The organism is Pseudoalteromonas sp. SG44-17, from assembly GCF_014164235.1.
GTDB classification, from domain to species: Bacteria; Pseudomonadota; Gammaproteobacteria; order Enterobacterales; family Alteromonadaceae; genus Pseudoalteromonas; species Pseudoalteromonas rhizosphaerae.
The window spans coordinates 96,049-113,750 of the sequence record NZ_JACJEV010000013.1; the positions used below are offsets into that span (position 1 = coordinate 96,049).

Annotated in this window: 10 protein-coding genes and 1 pseudogene; 1 reads left to right on the forward strand and 10 read right to left on the reverse strand. The window is 41.2% G+C overall.

Translation table 11 applies throughout. The annotated features are described in order from the left end of the window. Window positions 1-112: 112 nt before the first annotated feature. The 7 genes from H5182_RS11415 to H5182_RS11445 form a co-directional block, all read right to left on the reverse strand. Window positions 113-2,518: a glycoside hydrolase family 15 protein gene (locus H5182_RS11415; RefSeq protein WP_182760039.1), complete on the reverse strand. Its 2,406-nt coding sequence runs from the start codon at window positions 2,516-2,518 to the stop codon at window positions 113-115. A 14-nt stretch (window positions 2,519-2,532) separates the two neighbouring features. After that, entirely contained in the window at window positions 2,533-4,017 is a 1,485-nt protein-coding gene (locus tag H5182_RS11420; RefSeq protein ID WP_182732456.1) for an MFS transporter, read from the reverse strand. Then, on the reverse strand, window positions 4,007-5,899 hold the full coding sequence (locus tag H5182_RS11425; RefSeq protein WP_182760040.1) for an alpha-amylase family protein: 1,893 nt from the start codon (window positions 5,897-5,899) through the stop codon (window positions 4,007-4,009). The genes H5182_RS11420 and H5182_RS11425 overlap by 11 nt, the downstream gene beginning before the upstream one ends. 123 nt (window positions 5,900-6,022) lie before the next feature. After that, entirely contained in the window at window positions 6,023-7,828 is a 1,806-nt protein-coding gene (locus H5182_RS11430; RefSeq protein ID WP_182760047.1) for a glycoside hydrolase family 13 protein, read from the reverse strand. Between the two features lie 52 nt (window positions 7,829-7,880). Further along, window positions 7,881-9,368, reverse strand: coding sequence for a tryptophan halogenase family protein (locus tag H5182_RS11435; RefSeq protein WP_182760041.1), 1,488 nt, complete (start codon window positions 9,366-9,368; stop codon window positions 7,881-7,883). A gap of 1 nt (window position 9,369) precedes the next feature. Then, window positions 9,370-10,881, reverse strand: coding sequence for a tryptophan halogenase family protein (locus H5182_RS11440; RefSeq protein ID WP_182760042.1), 1,512 nt, complete (start codon window positions 10,879-10,881; stop codon window positions 9,370-9,372). A gap of 104 nt (window positions 10,882-10,985) precedes the next feature. Next, the gene (locus tag H5182_RS11445) at window positions 10,986-13,736 is read right to left on the reverse strand and encodes a TonB-dependent receptor (RefSeq protein ID WP_182760043.1); all 2,751 of its coding nucleotides are present in this window, start codon (window positions 13,734-13,736) and stop codon (window positions 10,986-10,988) included. A gap of 714 nt (window positions 13,737-14,450) precedes the next feature. On the opposite strand from H5182_RS11445, the gene H5182_RS11450 reads away from it, so the two are divergent. Then, window positions 14,451-16,076, forward strand: coding sequence for an alpha-glucosidase family protein (locus H5182_RS11450; RefSeq protein ID WP_145233428.1), 1,626 nt, complete (start codon window positions 14,451-14,453; stop codon window positions 16,074-16,076). 272 nt (window positions 16,077-16,348) lie between these two features. On the opposite strand, the pseudogene H5182_RS11455 reads toward H5182_RS11450, so the two are convergent. The 3 genes and pseudogenes from H5182_RS11455 to H5182_RS11460 form a co-directional block, all read right to left on the reverse strand. Further along, window positions 16,349-16,732, reverse strand: a pseudogene (locus H5182_RS11455) (transposase); the annotation flags it as partial. Window positions 16,733-16,809: 77 nt separating this feature from the next. Further along, entirely contained in the window at window positions 16,810-16,935 is a 126-nt protein-coding gene (locus tag H5182_RS22355) for a hypothetical protein (protein WP_259397419.1), read from the reverse strand. Window positions 16,936-17,372: 437 nt separating this feature from the next. Next, window positions 17,373-17,702, reverse strand: a 330-nt coding sequence (locus H5182_RS11460) for a 2OG-Fe(II) oxygenase family protein (RefSeq protein ID WP_182760044.1), incomplete at its 5' end; no start/stop codon positions are given.

Genomic DNA, 17,702 nt, shown 5'->3' on the forward strand with positions numbered 1-17,702 from the left:
TTCGCCTTGTTTTCACTAAAAATCTCTGGCTAGAGAAAAATAAGCACAAATATCTTTTTATTCAATACTTTAGTAAATCTCTTAACCAGAGTTCAGGTTAATTAGTTTGCGGTTATTTTAGTGCTTTAGTAACAACTGGGTAATGATCCCATACTTGCTTGTCACTTAATGAGCGAACTAGCTTCACGTATTCAGCATGCGTCCACGCCAGTGGTGTGGCTGAGTTAGTGCCCTCGCCTAACGTGTATCCTGCTTTATTGTTGCCTACGCCATCCCATACTTGTTCTGGTAGCATCATGCCTTCGTTAGCAAATTGCTCTAGACCTTTTACATAGCTATTTTTAATAGCCTGCTGTTTAGTTGCATCTAACGTATTATTGGCATTCGCGGCGGCAATTTCGTAATGACCACGTTCACCAGTAAAAAATGGCCAAACTCGCCCACGTTGCCCTGGGCTGTTTTTTCCGCCTTGCGCATAATTAGAGCCGGTTACTTCATCTTCACCGTATCCGTCGTTACCATAACGGCGGTAGCCTGCAAATGTGCCGCTGCCATCAGTAAACTCAAAGCTGTATTTAACTTGTAGGTTATCGATGAGCGTTTCATCGTCGTACTCAGGTAAGGTTTTAACTATGCTGGGCGCTAGCGCATCACGTACGCCATAGCGAACTAACTCTAAAAAGCCACCATCAAGTATTTGCTTTTTATTAAACCCGTCACGGCCATTATTAGCGTTAATTTTGGTATTTGAGTTGGCGTTTTTATCTTGGCCAATGCGAATAAAATACTCGCCGTCTGAAGCGTTTGATTCTAAATTACCTGCGGTGGTAAACATCATACTTTCTATATCGGCGTTGTAACTTTTTGCTGTCGCAAGGTAGCGTTTAGCATTCACCTCATCTCCTGCCATTTTTGCAATATCAGCAGCGGTAATTAAACCGGCAACAACAGCAGCGGTGGTTGATGGTGAATACCCTGCTTGCTCTTCCCAACGCTCTTGTTGAGTCGCAGGTGGGGTTATTTGCATGTCGTTCCATAGGATTTTAGCGCGCCCACCGCCTACCAAAAAGTCAGCGGCCGGTTTTAACATGCGGGTATACCAATCAGTTAGCTCAGCATCACTTAATACATCAGCCTGATGAAGCTTCCACGCTAGCATAATAGGCATAGCGGTTTGGTCTAGCTGTACGCCTACCCATTCAAGTTCGCCATCTACGTGTGTTTTTTGTAAAAACCACCCTGTGTCGCCGTTGTTGCCCGGGGTTTTGCTGTTTACTTGTACTTTTTCAAGGTATTCAAATGCGGTTTTGGCTGTTGCGGTATCGCCTAGTGCCATAAATGCCATGGCAACTTGATAAAAGTCACGCACCCATACGGCTTTATAACCGGTAGAGCCCGTTTTAGCTGACACTGTTTCGCCCCATGGGTTAGATAAAGACGCAATAAGCGCCCCTGCATGGGTTTTGTCTTCTTGGGCTTTTAACACCATAGCACTGGTATAAAGTAACTTGCCGTTATCAGCGGTTTGCTCGCTCATGCTAGTCAGTGGTGCAAGGCTTTGCAGGTAGTCTTGCCAACCAAGGGCTTCGCCTTTACCGTTGTAATTATCAAGCACAGCTTGGTAACCTTTGGCTAGCGTAGCTTGGCCTTCTTTAAAGCTTGCTTGCTGGTTGTTGCCAAAACTTAGGCTTAAATCGAATTGACTGTTTTTACCAATTTCACCTAGCTCTGCTAATAAACTAACATTCCCCGATTGTTCACCGGTAGTTTTATAAACGCGGGTAAGCTGCTGAGTTGTTTTAAGCTGGCTTAAACCATCACTCACGCCCGTAAAACCGACACTTGTTTGTTTAAATGGCTGTGCACCTTGCAATGACAAGTAATTATCGCCCTGCCACGCTACCAATCCTTGCTCGGTGGTTTTTGCAAAGTCATCTAAGCCGTTGTTGTTTATATACGGGTTAACCGTTACATAAGCTTTTACACCGTCGAGCTGGGTATTAAAAATACTGCGTACAAATAAGCTTTGCCCGTCTGGATCGGTAAATATATGTTTTTCTAGGCTAAAGCGACCTTGTTTGTCTTTGCTTACTACTTTGTATGCTAATGATAACGGGCGGCCTTTATCGTCTTTGTATAAGTAGTCAATAGTAACGTCTAAATCATCAGCTTCGGTGACTGTAAAATCTTTTCCTACTACAACAAATTGCATGTCTTTAATTTGCGCTTGATGAATAAGCCCAAACATGGTTTCGGTGATCATCCCTTTAGCAATCGAAAACCATACTTTTGACACTTTAGCTGTTGGCGCGTCGTCACTGTAATGGCCATTTTGGTATTGCTCAAAAGACGTGCCTATCCCGGTTTTACCTGCGTATGCCCAAAATGGGGCTTCGCCTGGTGCGCCTGGCGCATTCACTGATGTTTGCGCTTCTGTACTGGTTCGCGTATTTTGCACGCCACAACCGACAAGGCCTGCGGCCAATATTGTCGCGGTAATTAGGTTATATTTTTTCATTTTAGACCCTTAAATTAAGACTGTTTAACTCGCAGTACGGCAACCGCTGCAAGTACAAAAGACACAGCACCTAGCATCAATGCGTAAATAGGTTGATTTTGGAAAAAGTGACGAAGTATCAGGCCAAGGACACTGGCGGCTAATAATTGTGGGATCACAATAAAAAAGTTAAATATTCCCATATACACACCCATTTTATGACTCGGTACTGAGGTACTTAACATGGCGTAAGGCAAAGACAAAATAGACGCCCACGCAAAACCAATACCTATCATTGGCCAAATAAGTAAGCTCGGATCTTGTATAAACATAAAGCTCGCCAAACCTAACGCACCTAAAATAAGGTTAAGTGCATGCGCTAGTTTTAAACCAACACGCTTAACGATGATCGGGATACATAAAGCCGCCAATGCAGCAAAACCGTTGTAAGCCGCAAATAATATACCCACCCAGTCTGCACCATTGTTATACGCCGCTGAACTTGTGTCGCTGCTACCATAATGAAAACTGGTTACCGCTGAGGTGGTGTAAATCCACATGGCAAATAATGCAAACCAGCTAAAAAACTGTACCCAAGCAAGTTGTTTCATCGCCTCTGGCATGGTGAATACATCGTTAACGACTTGGTAAAAGCCACCGCTGGTGTGGTTTTTTGCCTGTAGTGCGGCTGCAATAAATTGAATTACGCCAAAACTCACTAAGCCAGCTGCCAATAGGTACAGCTCTTTTTCTAGGTTTAATCCCATAACTAAACCAAGTACGGCAAGCCCTAAAACAGTAAATACACTGCCGCCTTTACTAAAGTTAATTTGTGCAGATACAGCCTGTTCAGCCTCAGTTTGCTCTTGTTGATTAAATGCGGCCAATTCTTCAGGTGAATATTCTTTGGTGGTTATAATTGTCCAGCCCACTGCGACCAGCAATACAACTGCACCAAAGTAAAACGAGTACTTTACTGAATCAGGAATTTGCCCTGCAGCGGCGGTGTTGGCAATATCAAACCAGTTCGTCATCATCCAAGGGAGTGCAGAAGCAACCACGGCGCCTACGCCTATAAAAAAGCTTTGCATTGCATAGCCAGTAGCACGCTGCTTGTTTGGTAGGTTATCGCCTACAAGGGCGCGAAATGGTTCCATAGTGACGTTAATCGATGCATCCATTATCCATAACATGCCCGCTGCAATCCAAAGTGTTGGTGAGTTTGGCATAATAAATAACGATAATGTGGTTAAAATAGCGCCGTATAAAAAAAACGGACGACGGCGGCCTAATTTGCCCCAAGTTTTATCGCTCCAGTAACCAATAATTGGCTGTACAATTAACCCTGTGAGTGGTGCTGCTACCCACAAAATAGGAATGTCATCTACATTAGCCCCAAGGGTTTGAAATATTCGGCTTACATTACCGTTTTGCAGTGCAAAGCCAAATTGAATGCCTAAAAAGCCAAAGCACATGTTCCATATTTGCCAAAAACTTAAATCTGGTTTGTTATTTTTCATTATGAGCTCCAGTGGTTAATACTGCACTGCTAAGCGCATTTAAAGTTAAACTAATATGTGCCTGCTCAGCTGTAATAGTTAGCTCGGCGTTTTGATTCGCCTCTAGCAAATCAAGCAATTGTAATTTTTCGCTGGTATTTTGCGTCAGTGTGTTAAGTGGAATATCAATACTGATCTGACTGACTTGCTCAGCAAAATTACTCACCACCCAAATTTGTTGATTACCGATACTGCGGCTAAACGCAGCAACTTTTTCGCTGCCAGTAACCATCAGTGGTTGCATGTCACCAGCTACAACTGCTGGATGTTTACTCAACGCCATAACGGCTTTGTAATATTCACGTAATTGACCTTGTGCCGGTGTTAATAAAGCACCATCAAACTTGCCGTTGTTCATCCACGCTTGATGCGCTGGCACGCCAATGTAGTCAAAAATACTGGTGCGAGTTGGTTTGCCAAAGCCTGCATCTTCAGAGCCATCTTCACCCACATCTTGAGCAAAATATAATAGTGTTGGCGCACGGCTAATAAGGTTTGATACTACTAATGCGGGTTTGCCCTTTTCACTACTACCTGCAAAGTCAGGGCTGGCGATACGTTGTTCGTCATGGTTTTCTAAAAAGTGCAGCATATGCTGCTCTATGTCAGCCACTTTTTGCTGAGCATTAAAAATAGTGTCTGCCGGTTGCGTGCCTTGCATAACAGCTTTTAAGGTGTCGTAAAAGCCGACTTTATCGTACAAGTAATCCATTTTTCCTTGCTGGATATACGGGCGATATAGTGCAGGATTGTATACTTCGGCTAGTAAAAATGCCTCTGGGTTGTGCATCTTGATTGATGAGTTTAGAAAGCTCCAAAACTCTACTGGTACCATTTCGGCCATATCATAGCGAAAGCCATCTACGCCTTTATCGAGCCAATATAGCGCGATATCACGAAACTTATACCAGCTGTTTGGCAACTCTTTATCCTGCCAAAACTCAAAGTGCGCGCGTAAATCTTTAGTAGCATACTCATCGGGCAGAGTTGGAAAGTCATAACTACCGTCAGGTTTTACGCCATAATTTACTTTAACTGTTTCGTACCAGTCGTTTATATCAGGCTTAGCAGCACGGGCACCATTACCAGTCCATTTTGCAGGCGTTTCAGCAAATAAGTTATCAGCAGTTGGATGGGCATTACCGCCTAGCACTTGGTAGTTTTCAATGGTTGGTACTTGAAATGACTGCCCAGTAACGTAATAAAAGTTATTATCGCGGGCATACTCTACGCTGGTGTCATCTTGCTCACCAAAATCTTTAACTCCAGCGGGTTTAGCGGTTGATTGATAATGACGCGCCACATGATTTGGCACAATATCAATGACCACTTTCATACCGTGTCGATGGGTGCGCTCAATTAATGCAGCAAACTCTTCGAGGCGGCGCTCTGGATTAATGGCTAAATCTGGGTTTACATCGTAATAATCTTTAATTGCATACGGCGAGCCGGCACGGCCTTTCACTACATCCGGGTCATCTTGGCTAATTCCATATTGGCTGTAATCACCGACCAAAGCATGGTGTAACACGCCGGTATACCAAATATGGGTGGTACCAAGTTCTTTAATGCCACTTAAAGCAACATCATTAAAGTCACTAAATGTGCCTACGCCATTTTGCTCTTTGGTTCCCCACGGAATATTGGCTGTTTGCGTATTACCAAATAAGCGCGTGAATACCTGATACACAACCGGCTTTGAATGCTCGTTAACTTGTTCAGCTACCTTTTTGTCAGTACTGGGGGTTTTGGGCTCATCTGAGCAGCTCGACAATAACAAGCTACTAGCTAATACCCATGAGCCATATTTGAATGTACTAATTGTGGTTTTATTTGTTGTCATAATGTTCTTACTTAGATCTGACGTTTTAATGGGTTGTCATTTAAACGTCATTTTTATTATAAATTTAATACTAAAGTGAACTGCCACTGACTGACAGCGGCTGCATACGTATTCACACAGGCTTTATTCAATTATTAATACCGTTGCACTCATAGGCGCTAAGGTCACTGTATCTGTTATATTTATTTGCTGTTCAGTAAAAAGACTCACAGCCTGTTTGTGTTGCCCAATAACCTCTTGCAGATACGCTAATGACCAGTTTTTTGCTGCGGTATTTTTATTTAAAAACACCAACAAAGTTTGCTGCTCACTTATCCGCGCGTAACTGTATATACCTGCTTTAGGACTAAAATGAACCAGTTTACCTTGCGCTATTGCTGGGCTTTGCTTTCTAAAATTAAGTAAGGTGGTGATGGTTTGCTGCATATCACGCTGCTCATCTGATAACCCTTGTCCTGTAAAAGCATTACTTGGCTGACCTTTAAAACCACCGGGGAAATCAATACGGATATCACCGTGATCATTACTGCCCGTATTATCAAGCAATACTTCGGTGCCATAATACATTTGTGCAATACCACGAGTGGTAAGCAACATAGTCATCGCCATTTTCGTTTTCGCTAAATCTTGCTTAAGCTGAGTGTAAACTCGGCTCATATCGTGGTTATCGGCAAACACGAGCAAGTTGTCTGGATTTGGGTATAAAAAGTCATTGGCGATTGATTGATACACTTTTACCCAGCCAGTGTTCCAACTCTCCTCTTCATTAAGTGCTTGAATAAGTGACTCTTGTAATGAAAAATCCATCACGCTTGGTAAGCTTGAGGTATAGCCGTCGTTATTTACCTTTCCTGCTTGCCAATATGAAGCAATCGCAGGATTGGTGGTCCACTCTTCGCCAACAATATTAAAAGCGGGATACTCAGTCATTATGGCTTTATTCCAGTCAGCTAAAAAGGCTTTGTCTGAATATGAATAGGTATCAACGCGAATACCGCTTAAGTCGGCGTATTCAATCCACCAAATAGCATTTTGGATAAGGTAGTTTGCTAATAACGGTTGCCGCTGGTTTAGATCTGGCATTGTGGCTACAAACCAGCCATCGCTGAACTGGCGTTTATCAAACTCACTTGCATGTGGGTCTTGAATTGTTTGGCGAGCATGGCTGGTAGCATGTTTACCGTTTGCAAACTCGCCATTAAAATTGATCCAATCTGATGTGGGTTTATCTGTCATCCATTCATGCTCAGAGCCAAAGTGATTAAGTACTAGGTCCATCACTATACCAATACCGTGTTGTTTCGCTTTGGCTGATAACTCGCGATATAACTCATTTGAGCCCATGCGTGGGTCGATAGTGTAAAAATCGGTAATTGCATAACCGTGATAAGAGTAGCTGGGCATATCATTTTCAAGCGGTGGTGTTAACCAAAGCTGGGTTACGCCCAGTTTTTGCAAATACGGCAGTGCGTTAATTACACCTTGAATGTCGCCACCGTGACGCCCACCTCGCTCAATTGGATTTGCAGCCTCAAGCATTCCTTTTACTGTGTCGTTGCTGCTATCGCCATTAGCAAAGCGATCCGGATTAATTAAGTAAATGGTATCACTGCTATCAAAACCGTTACGTTTACTGCTATTAGCTTTACGTGCATGCAATTGATACTCAAAACGCTCCCCTGATTTGCTGCTAAACACTAAAACACCTGGCTTTGCGATTGGATTTATTTCAATATTTAAAAAAGCGTAATTTGGGTTATCTGTTTTAGTTACACTTTTTAAACTCACCCCTGAGTAAGATGCTAATTGCCATTGTTGCTTAGCAATACCTTGATCATGCAGCATAATTTGCAAGGTATTATTTTGCATACCAACCCACCAGTTTTGTGGCTCAACGCGCATTTTTGCGTGCAGCTGAAAACTCAGCATTACTGTTACTAACAGTAATGCGCTTTTTGATAGTCTCATATTAATATCCTGATTATTTTTGCTGCGGGATGATGGGTGTAAGCGCTCTAAAATGGCTTGCACACTGATGGTTAAAATTATAAAGCTCTTTAATTTGCTGTTGTTGCGTATAACTTGGCTTAGCAACGCTAGGAGGGAAGACGCCATAACCGCTCAATAAGGTATGCCACGACAGACTTGAATAGTAGTTTTCAATCCCTTGATGGGCAATTTCGCCGGTTAAATCATTACGCGATAACCAGCACTGAAAAATATTTTTTAGCGAGGCTGATAGCATTTCATTTTGACCATTTGCTTGCCAATACTCTGTATCTCGACGATTGGATGCGCGATAGTGACATACAATATAATCGCGAATACCTTCTATACGGTTATTAATTTGCGTATTGAACGAATCACGCTTTGCTTCACTCGGTTGGTTATGCTCAAAACATGCGATAAACGATTCGATTGTTTGCTGCACTAAATGTAAAGCAGTTGCTTCAAGAGGTTCGATAAAGCCTTGCGATAAACCTACAGCTAAACAGTTTTTATACCAATGTTGCTTAACTCGTCCTACTTTCATTGTTAGCTTACGTGCAGGTACATCGCAATTGAGTAAGCCGAGTTTGGTTCTAAGTTCTGTTTCTGCTTCATCAGCACTGCAAAAGTCTTGGCTGTAAACATAACCATTGCCAATACGATTGGTAAGCGGAATAGCCCATTGCCATCCATATTTTAATGCGGTTGAAGTAGTTTGTGGGGCTTGTAATTGATTACTCATTGTCGGCAGTACAATAGCACTGTCGTTAAATAGATTTTCTTTAAAACTAAGCCAAGGTACGGCTAATGCTTGCTGAATAAGCAATCCTTTAAAACCACTACAATCGATAAAAAAATCAGCTGCAATACACTGCTGTCCATCACTGTTTTCATCGAGAACAAGCTGCTTGATATTGCCTGCGGAATCAAGCTCAACCTGCGCGATGGTGCTTTTTAGGTGCTTAACGCCTTTGCTTGTTGCTCTATTAGCTAAAAATAGCCCAAGCAGTCCCGAGTCAAAATGATAACCATAACTTTGCTGAAATGGAAAGTCCGCTTGAGTATGTGGCCCACGCTGTTGCTTAGCTAAGTAGGCTGCTAAAAAATAGCTGTCGGGATGTGCATCAATCGCTATACCTTGACGTTTTAACAAACAACTTTTTATAAATTGCTGCTGTGTATGTAAATCCGTCTGCCCATAAAATGAGTGAAAATACTGCTCATGATCTGGATGGGTAGACCAATTTTTAAATTCAATCCCCAGTTTGTAGGTTGCATTGCATTGAGGCATCCACTCACTTTCGCTAATATTTAATGTATCGAAGAATTGTTTTAACTGCGGAGTCGAGCCTTCACCAACACCAATAGGCGCAATTGTTGGTGATTCAATTAAAGTGACATGGGTATTAGTGAGAGAATGATTTAATAAATTAGCAGCCATCCACCCTGCTGTACCACCACCAACAATAATAATATTCATACTAGATCTGGCCTTTTGCTAACTCTGAACAACGACAAAATCGGTGTAAATATTGCTCATGTGTTGGTAAGTGAGTAACGTATTGCTGTTGGATAGTCGCTATATTGGATAAGAACTCATCAAGCTCAGAATCTGAAATTGCACGTGCGAGCGGGTGATAACTTTGTGGTCGGATCCCTTGTCCAATTAAAACTTGTAGCCAAGCAACCTCTGAAAAAAGTTCATCTGCTTGTATTGAAAGCGTGCCTGTTCGTTTAAATAGTGCAATACGTTGCTGTAATGAGTCAGGTAATGTCATAGCGCCACACCGTTGCCAAAATGGAGACTGCTTTTGATTAACAGCGTAATGCAAAATAATAAAATCACGAATTTTTTCAAATTCATTTTTGGCTTGTAAATTATAAGCATGCGCCGATAACTCACAATCAGGGTGCGCCGGAAATAACTTAATAAACCGAGCTATACTGGTTTGTATTAAATGTAAGCTGGTAGATTCCAAAGGTTCTAAAAAGCCACTAGATAAACCAATACTTAAACAGTTTTTAAACCACTGCTGTTCGCGTCTTCCTGGCGTGAACTTAATATGTTTTAGGGCCGTTATGGTCTCAGTTTCTAAACTATTTAATAACTGTTGTTCAGCTTGTTCAGCACTCATAAATTGGCTGCTATATACCAGCCCATTCCCCACTCTATTTTGCAGCGGAATTTGCCATTGCCACCCGGCATCTTTTGCAATCGAACGAGTAAATGGCGGCGTATTTTTCAGCGGTTTAGTTTGCACTGCAATTGCACGATCACAGAAAAGCCAATGCTGATAACTTTGGTATTTAACCCCCAACGCCTGTTCAATCAAGCGTGCATTGGAGCCGCTGCAATCAATAAAAAAATCACCTTTTATGGTTTGTTCATCACTGAGTTCAAGTGTTTTAATCAAGCCATTATCGTCTAATTTTACAGACTCCATCGTACCACTGAGATATTCTACACCTTGCGCAATTGCAAACTCTTGTAATAACTTTGCGTATTTGCCCGCATCAAAGTGATAAGCATAAGTAAGCCCAGCTAAAGGCGTTTTACCAATCTGTGGATTTGGGTGGAATTTATTATGGTTTGCCGCAATGGCATTAACACTGAAGTCCCATAAGGTTTGCGTTGTTTTGCTTTGGTTGCTTTTGAGCCAAAAGTGATGAAATGGGGTGATCCCAAGCCCTCTGCCAATATCACCAAATGCATGCTGGTAACTATCGCCTTGTTGGCCCCAATTTTCAAATTGAATACCAAGTTTATAAGTGCCTTGAGTGCGCTTTAAAAAAACGTGTTCATCAAGCCCCAAGACATTGTTGAAAGTCTGTATCGCAGGGATAGTTGCCTCCCCTACACCAACAGTTGGAATATCGGGTGATTCTATTAAAGTGATTGATAGCTGCTTAGAAAACACTTTTGCTAACATCGCAGCGGTCATCCAACCTGCACTGCCGCCGCCTAAGATAACAATTTTTTCTATCGCTTTCATTTATCACTCCTCACAAGTAAAAAAGGGATCTCTATTGAGATCCCTAGTATCTTGTCTCAATCGCGTTTAATACAACTGAATCATACTGACTTGGGTATATTTAATTAAAATTTATAAGCAAAGCCTAATAAATAATTAGCCCCATAGCTTTGATAATCACGTACCGTTGCTTTATTGCCGTCATGATAAGTTACAAACGGCTCATCAGTTAAGTTTTGTGCTTGTAGCGATACAGTAAGACCTTGTAATGCTTCAATGCTAGACTCAGAGAAATCGTAACCAATTTGGGCATCCCAGATAGTCTCTTCTGCAACAACGACCGTTGTTCTTGCTAATGATAGACCATTTACTTCACCTAAGAAGTCAGAGCGGTAACGCATACTCACACGTGCTTGAAAACCGTAGTTTTCATAATAAAGTGTCCAGTTATAAACTTTATCTGATAGACCTGGAATTTCTTCTTTCTCACCATTGAGGTTATCAAGCGAAGAATCTAAAAAGGTAGCGCTAATAACTGTACCAAAGCCTTCAAGGCTATCGCTGAGTATATTACCTGGTAATGTCGCTGTTAACTCAAGGCCTGATACTTTTGCATCGCCTACGTTATCCCATGCGCTCACTAGACCTTGGTTAGTGATCGGCACTTCACCATTAGGTGTATCAACATCAGCAAAATCACCCACTATTTGCGTGTTGAACTGCCAATCTTCTATGTCTTTATGAAATAAAGCAGCTGCAAAATAACCTTCCGCACTAAAGTAATACTCATACGATAAGTCGATTTGATTAGCAATAACAGGACGCAAACTTGGGTTACCGCCACTTGCACTCCATGGTGAATTCTCTAGATTAGTCGGTGGTGTTGTAACGTTGTTTTTTGCCGCATCAAAGCTGTAGCTGTTACTTGCATTCATACGATCCATACGTGAACGCGACATTGTACGAGCTAAACCAAAGCGTAGCATTTGATCTTCAGTCAACGATAAGTTCAAGTTCAAGCTTGGTAAAAATTCAGTATACTTGTCGCCTGCTCTATTTGATTGTACACGGACAAGCCCTGTATCCGGATCTGAATCAACCGCATAACCGTCAGAGCTTTGATCTGTATTTACAATTTGCAAGCCCACGTTGCCGCGTGCAGGTAAACCAAACAATTCAGTATCTAAATCAGCTTTAACATAGGCAGTTAAAATATCCTCTTGTACAGTCCAAATATTTGCCCAACGGCCTGTATCAGTATCAGCTTGATTAAATGAATCGTACGCGCCGCTGTTGTATAGGGCTAACGAATCATACGCAATCATGTCACCCATACCAATAAAATCAAGTGATACTGAGCCTAAGTAGTATTCATCTGGGATACGCACCATTTCAGGATACTCCTTGAGGCGCAGGTACTCACCAGTATCTTGTTTATCTTTCTCACGGCTGCTGTAGTTAACACCAAATTCAACTTGGCTTATCGGGCTGTTTTCAATGTAAGTTTTTGCACTTAATTTTAATGATGCTAATTCATCTTCAATATGTGGTCTATTTAAAAAGCCATCTTGACCATCGCCACCAACAATACTATTGCCCCAAGTACGTGCTGCACCCAGTTGAAATAAGTCACGATCTGAATAATCAAGAGTAGGGGTAAAAGTTGCTCCAGCCATGCCACTATCAAGGCTGTATTGTAGGTTATCACCAAGGCCTTCATTGTCACCACGTCCTGTCGCTGCATAGCTCTCAAGACCCCAGACATCACGTTCAACCTTTGAATAACTCACATCAGCAGCCACTTGCCAACTGTCATTTATATCGTATTCAACGTTAAAACCAAGCGCGAGTAAATCAGCAGTCCTAAAGTTTACGTCATTACGAACTAAGGTTTTAATATTATTAACTTGGCCTTGAGTAACAACTCCACCATTGGTAGCTAACGTTTCATAATTTGTGTCTGCACGACCCGCATTTAATGGCAGTTCTATGCCTCGTAAAATTTGCTTATCTTCAAAATCAACATACATTGCATCGGCAGTAATATGCAGTTTATCTGATGGCGCAAATTCAAGCACCCCTAAAAAGCTATCTCTTGTTAGCTCTGATGAACGTGCATAAGGCTTAGCGCCAGTCAAACGTAAATCGCCGTCAGCACCACTTGGATCATAACCCCATGCATTCCAGCGTTGTTCTTGATTTGGTGATTCCATGTGGGCATAAGCAAATGCAACACCAATGGTATCATCAGCAAATTGATCTACATAACCAAACGAACCACGATAACCTTTATTATCCATTTCTGGATTAACTGCATCCATTTCGTTTTGTTCAAAACGCACATTTGCAGTAATTGATTGTTCACCGGCTGATAGAGGACGCGTAGAGCGTAAATCAACGGTACCGCCAATCCCTTGAGTCGTTAAAGATGCGTCTGGCGTTTTATATACAACAACTTCGCTGATCACTTCTGACGGGTATAAGTCGTATTCAACACCACGGTTATCACCAATCGATACTTGCTCACGACCATTAAATGTTGTGGTACTAAAGTCTTCGCCCATACCACGAATAGTAATTGAACTTGCACGGCCATCTAATCGTTGCGCTGCAAGACCTGGTAGACGAGCAATTGATTCTGCAATAGATGAATCTGGTAACTTACCAATATCTTCTGCTGAGATTGCCTCTACTACTGAACTGCTGAAACGTTTAGTGTCAATAGCTTGGATTAAACTACGACGAAAACCTTTCACTTCAATGACTTCTAAATCTTCATTCGCAGTTGTTTGTTGCTCAGCTGCAAAACCTGACATGCTTGTTAAGCCTGCGGTTGCAAGTGCAATTGTTAATATACTTGGTTTGAACATAGACATGATGTGTTTCCCGTTACCCAATTTTATATTACTAACTTTTAGCGAGTTGCTTGTGATAGGAGCATAACCCGATGTTAGCTATTTTGTTGTCAGGATGAATATTAACGCCCGTTTTATTTTATTAACAACTTTATGCATACGTATTCAGACTAGTGCAAAACCAATAACTTTAACAAAAAATTCACATAAATAATGGCAACACCTTGTTTTTATAGGTATAAAGATGAGGCAATTGATCATTCTATTTTATAAAAGAAATATGCACTGCTTCGAGCTCCTTTGGTGCGGCAATTTACAGTTTAATACCTTAATTATTAGTGCATTCACACTTTATATTCGAGTCCTGCTCGCTCCTCTTACAAAATGCCAATTGGTAAGACCATTAATTGCACTGCACCATAACGCTACAGAACCCATATAATATGCACCAAGTTGGATTTGCTACTTTGTTAATGATACGAAAACGAGAATTGGTAAACATTAATTTGCCGCTCACATACCTTTATTCGTAGGTTTTTCAGAAGCTGTTTTCCTTATCAAAGCGATCTATTTAGCATGCATACGTATGCATCCTTTTTACAGTATCAAGCCCTTCACGTATGCTTTTTAAAAAATAACGTAGTTCGTTTCAATCGAACTGCTAACAAGATTACGAACACACCATTTCTAAACAGTAATAATTAAATGGGAAGTGTTGTCACGATGGAGAAAAAAATGGCTCAACAGCAGTGGTATAAGGGCGCCGTGATTTATCAGGTTTATCCGCGCAGTTTTCAAGATACCAACGGTGACGGCATTGGTGATTTAAAAGGGATCATCAGCCGGATAGACTATATTAAAAGTCTGGGTGTTGATGCTATTTGGATCTCACCATTTTTTAAATCACCAATGAAAGACTTTGGCTATGATATCAGCGATTATCGTGACGTAGACCCTCTTTTTGGCGATCTTAATGACTTTGACGAGCTCATTGCACAAGCTCATCAACGTGATATTAAAATTATTATTGATCAAGTATTGAGCCACACATCAGACCAACATCAATGGTTTTTAGATAGCCGAGAAGACAAAACTAACGACAGATCTGATTGGTATGTATGGGCTGATGCAAAACCAGATGGCACCCAGCCAAACAACTGGCTTTCAATTTTTGGTGGCCCTGCTTGGCAATGGGAGCCTCGTCGTGGCCAGTATTATTTACACAACTTTTTTACTGAACAACCGGATCTTAATTTTCACAATCCAGATGTACGTCAAGCAGTATTAGATAATGTTGAGTTTTGGCTTAAAAAAGGCGTAGATGGTTTTCGCCTAGATGCAATTAACTTTTGTTATCACGATGCACAGCTACGTGATAACCCAGCCAAACCGCCAGAAAAACGCCAAGGCCGTGGTTTTAGCGAAGATAATCCATATGCATTTCAGTATCATCATTATAATAATACCCAACCTGAAAATATCAGCTTTATGCAAGATATTCGTACCCTGTTAGACAAATACCCTGGTACCGTGTCTTTGGGTGAAATATCATCCGAGGATTCACTTGCTACTATGGCTGAATACACAGCTGGTGGCGATAAATTGCATATGGGTTACAGTTTTGAGCTACTAACCAATGATTATAGCAGTGAGTATATTCGTACAACAGTTAAAACATTGGAAGAACGAATGACAGAAGGCTGGCCATGCTGGGCCTTTAGTAACCATGATGTAGAACGTGTTGCTAGTCGTTGGAGTAACAATGGTGAAGTAAACTCAGAGCAGTGTAAAATGCTTACCGCCCTACTCGCTTCATTGCGCGGTAGTGTATGTATGTACCAAGGTGAAGAGCTAGGTCTTGGCGAAGCAAGTGTGGCGTTTGAAGACTTACAAGACCCATATGGGATAACTTTTTGGCCAAACTTTAAAGGCCGAGATGGCTGTCGTACGCCTATGCCATGGCACAATGATGACGGTGAACAGGCCGGATTTTCTGCAACGAAACCTTGGTTACCTGTTGACGAAAACCACAAACGCCAGACTGTAAGCAAACAAGATAGCGATAGCGATTCGATTCTAAATGCGTTCCGCCATTTTATGACATGGCGTAAGCAACAAGCTATCTTACTCGAAGGCGATATTGAATTTATTAATACCCCTGAGCCATTGTTAGCTTTTTACCGTCGTTTTGCAGGCCAGACTATGTTGTGCGTATTTAACCTAGCTCAAGAGCCTGCAAGCCTCAACATTGAACACACTGATATTGTGCAACATACAGAATTGAATCATCACAATGGCAGCTTAGAGAAACAAACCCTTACCCTACCCGGTTTTGGTTGTTTTTACGCAGCAGTTAGTTAATTTCAAAATCTAATTACAACACTGCATATATAAAATTAAGAAACTAACCATTGTTATAGACTATCATAACTTAGTTCTTAAGGAACGCAGGTCGTGTGATCTACCTATTTTAAACGGCAAATATCATTATTTTTTTCAATGAATTGCCGCTTACAATTTACCGCTAGTTGATCAAGTACACGGTGTATCTTATAATTACACTGTGTTCGCAGTATGCTCAGCCAAACCAGCGATTCTGCAATATGCGGTTTTTTTTAATAAAACCCCTTGAGTTATTCCATGACTCTAGCTCTTTGAAAAATAATCGATTTGTCAACGAGTCGCGTATATATCGAGTAACTCATCAAGGTTAAACTGTATTCTTTTAAATTAGTAACAGGGGAAACGGGGCGCTTTTCATTGGGTAGATAAATAAGCATATACTCGGATCCATTTTTCTTCCAGCGTACTGTTAACTCAAGTGGCTGACTACCCCACTTCTCGGGCAAATTTTTGAGTTTACTATTATTTTCTTTAAGCTCTACACCAGCGTAATAAGCTGATGTGACGGTTGGGTTAATGTTTTTATTCGCTCTGATCAAAAAGTAGCCGCCATCTTGAGATATTTGCTCAAAGTAATCTAAGTCAAAATACCCTGTATCAGCAAGTAATAACGTATTTTCTAGTGTGTGACGACCAGGTAAAAGGCTAGCTCAGTGTCAACATCAGGACGGGTATCTATTTCACAAGGCTGTTAGTTTAATAGGTCGTAGGTAACATGCAACTCAATTTCGGCAGGACTTATAGCAGTAAAGCGACCAGCAAAAACCACAGCTAATTCATCATGTAGAACAAATGATGAGCCATCTTGCAATAACACTCGCTGTATTCCTAGCTGGGTAAAAAAGGTTTTATCCAGCGTGTTACAGTCAATTTAGACATCGCTTAAGTAACGAGTTCACGGACTAGTTCAGTCAAGGCAGGTTTATAATTTATCGTGCAATTAGCCTGCGTTCGCAGGTTCTGATGGATATCTGGCAAGTTAGCGTCTTGCAAGCAAGATAAGCTTTTGAATACAGCTTTGAGCAGATAAACAATCAATCGGCAACGGTGTCGAATTTGAAATCCAGAGGTTTTTGCAAGCTTAATTAGATGCTTTTCTGAGATAAGGGCTTTAAATTGATTTGAAACTTGGCTAATCTGCGGCTGAACTCTGTTTTTGGTCATGTTTTTATTGGCGTAACTATTTGATCATTAACATAGTTCAACTTCAATTTTTCTTAAGATCTAACCTATGAATATGCCTTAAATATAAGGCTAAATTATATTGAACCAACCAGTAATAGAATATCTTGGATACTTTGCGAAAGGTGTTACGTAACTTACTGAATGTGGTAAGTTTACATCAAATAAACTAAGAGTATTATTTTTCGGGAAAAATGTATCAACCATCCCCCCTTCAGCATTAAAAAAGTGTAGTAAACCACCCCAATCAGGATGCCAGTTTGGTGTAAAACCAAACACATAGGCAATAGCTCTACCTTCACTAGGTAGCACATCATTATGCCTTGTTAAAAAATTACCTGATATATAGCGTGTTACTTGTACACTTGCACTAATTACATTTTCATTACCAGTGATCTGTCG

Coding starts and splice junctions, on each gene's coding strand:
- H5182_RS11420 (WP_182732456.1), bottom strand. CDS start 4,017: ATGAAAAATAACAAACCAGATTTAAGTTTTTGGCAAATATGGAACATG.
- H5182_RS11415 (WP_182760039.1), bottom strand. CDS start 2,518: ATGAAAAAATATAACCTAATTACCGCGACAATATTGGCCGCAGGCCTT.
- H5182_RS11435 (WP_182760041.1), bottom strand. CDS start 9,368: ATGAATATTATTATTGTTGGTGGTGGTACAGCAGGGTGGATGGCTGCT.
- H5182_RS11450 (WP_145233428.1), top strand. CDS start 14,451: ATGGCTCAACAGCAGTGGTATAAGGGCGCCGTGATTTATCAGGTTTAT.
- H5182_RS11440 (WP_182760042.1), bottom strand. CDS start 10,881: ATGAAAGCGATAGAAAAAATTGTTATCTTAGGCGGCGGCAGTGCAGGT.
- H5182_RS11430 (WP_182760047.1), bottom strand. CDS start 7,828: ATGCTGAGTTTTCAGCTGCACGCAAAAATGCGCGTTGAGCCACAAAAC.
- H5182_RS11425 (WP_182760040.1), bottom strand. CDS start 5,899: ATGACAACAAATAAAACCACAATTAGTACATTCAAATATGGCTCATGG.
- H5182_RS11445 (WP_182760043.1), bottom strand. CDS start 13,736: ATGTCTATGTTCAAACCAAGTATATTAACAATTGCACTTGCAACCGCA.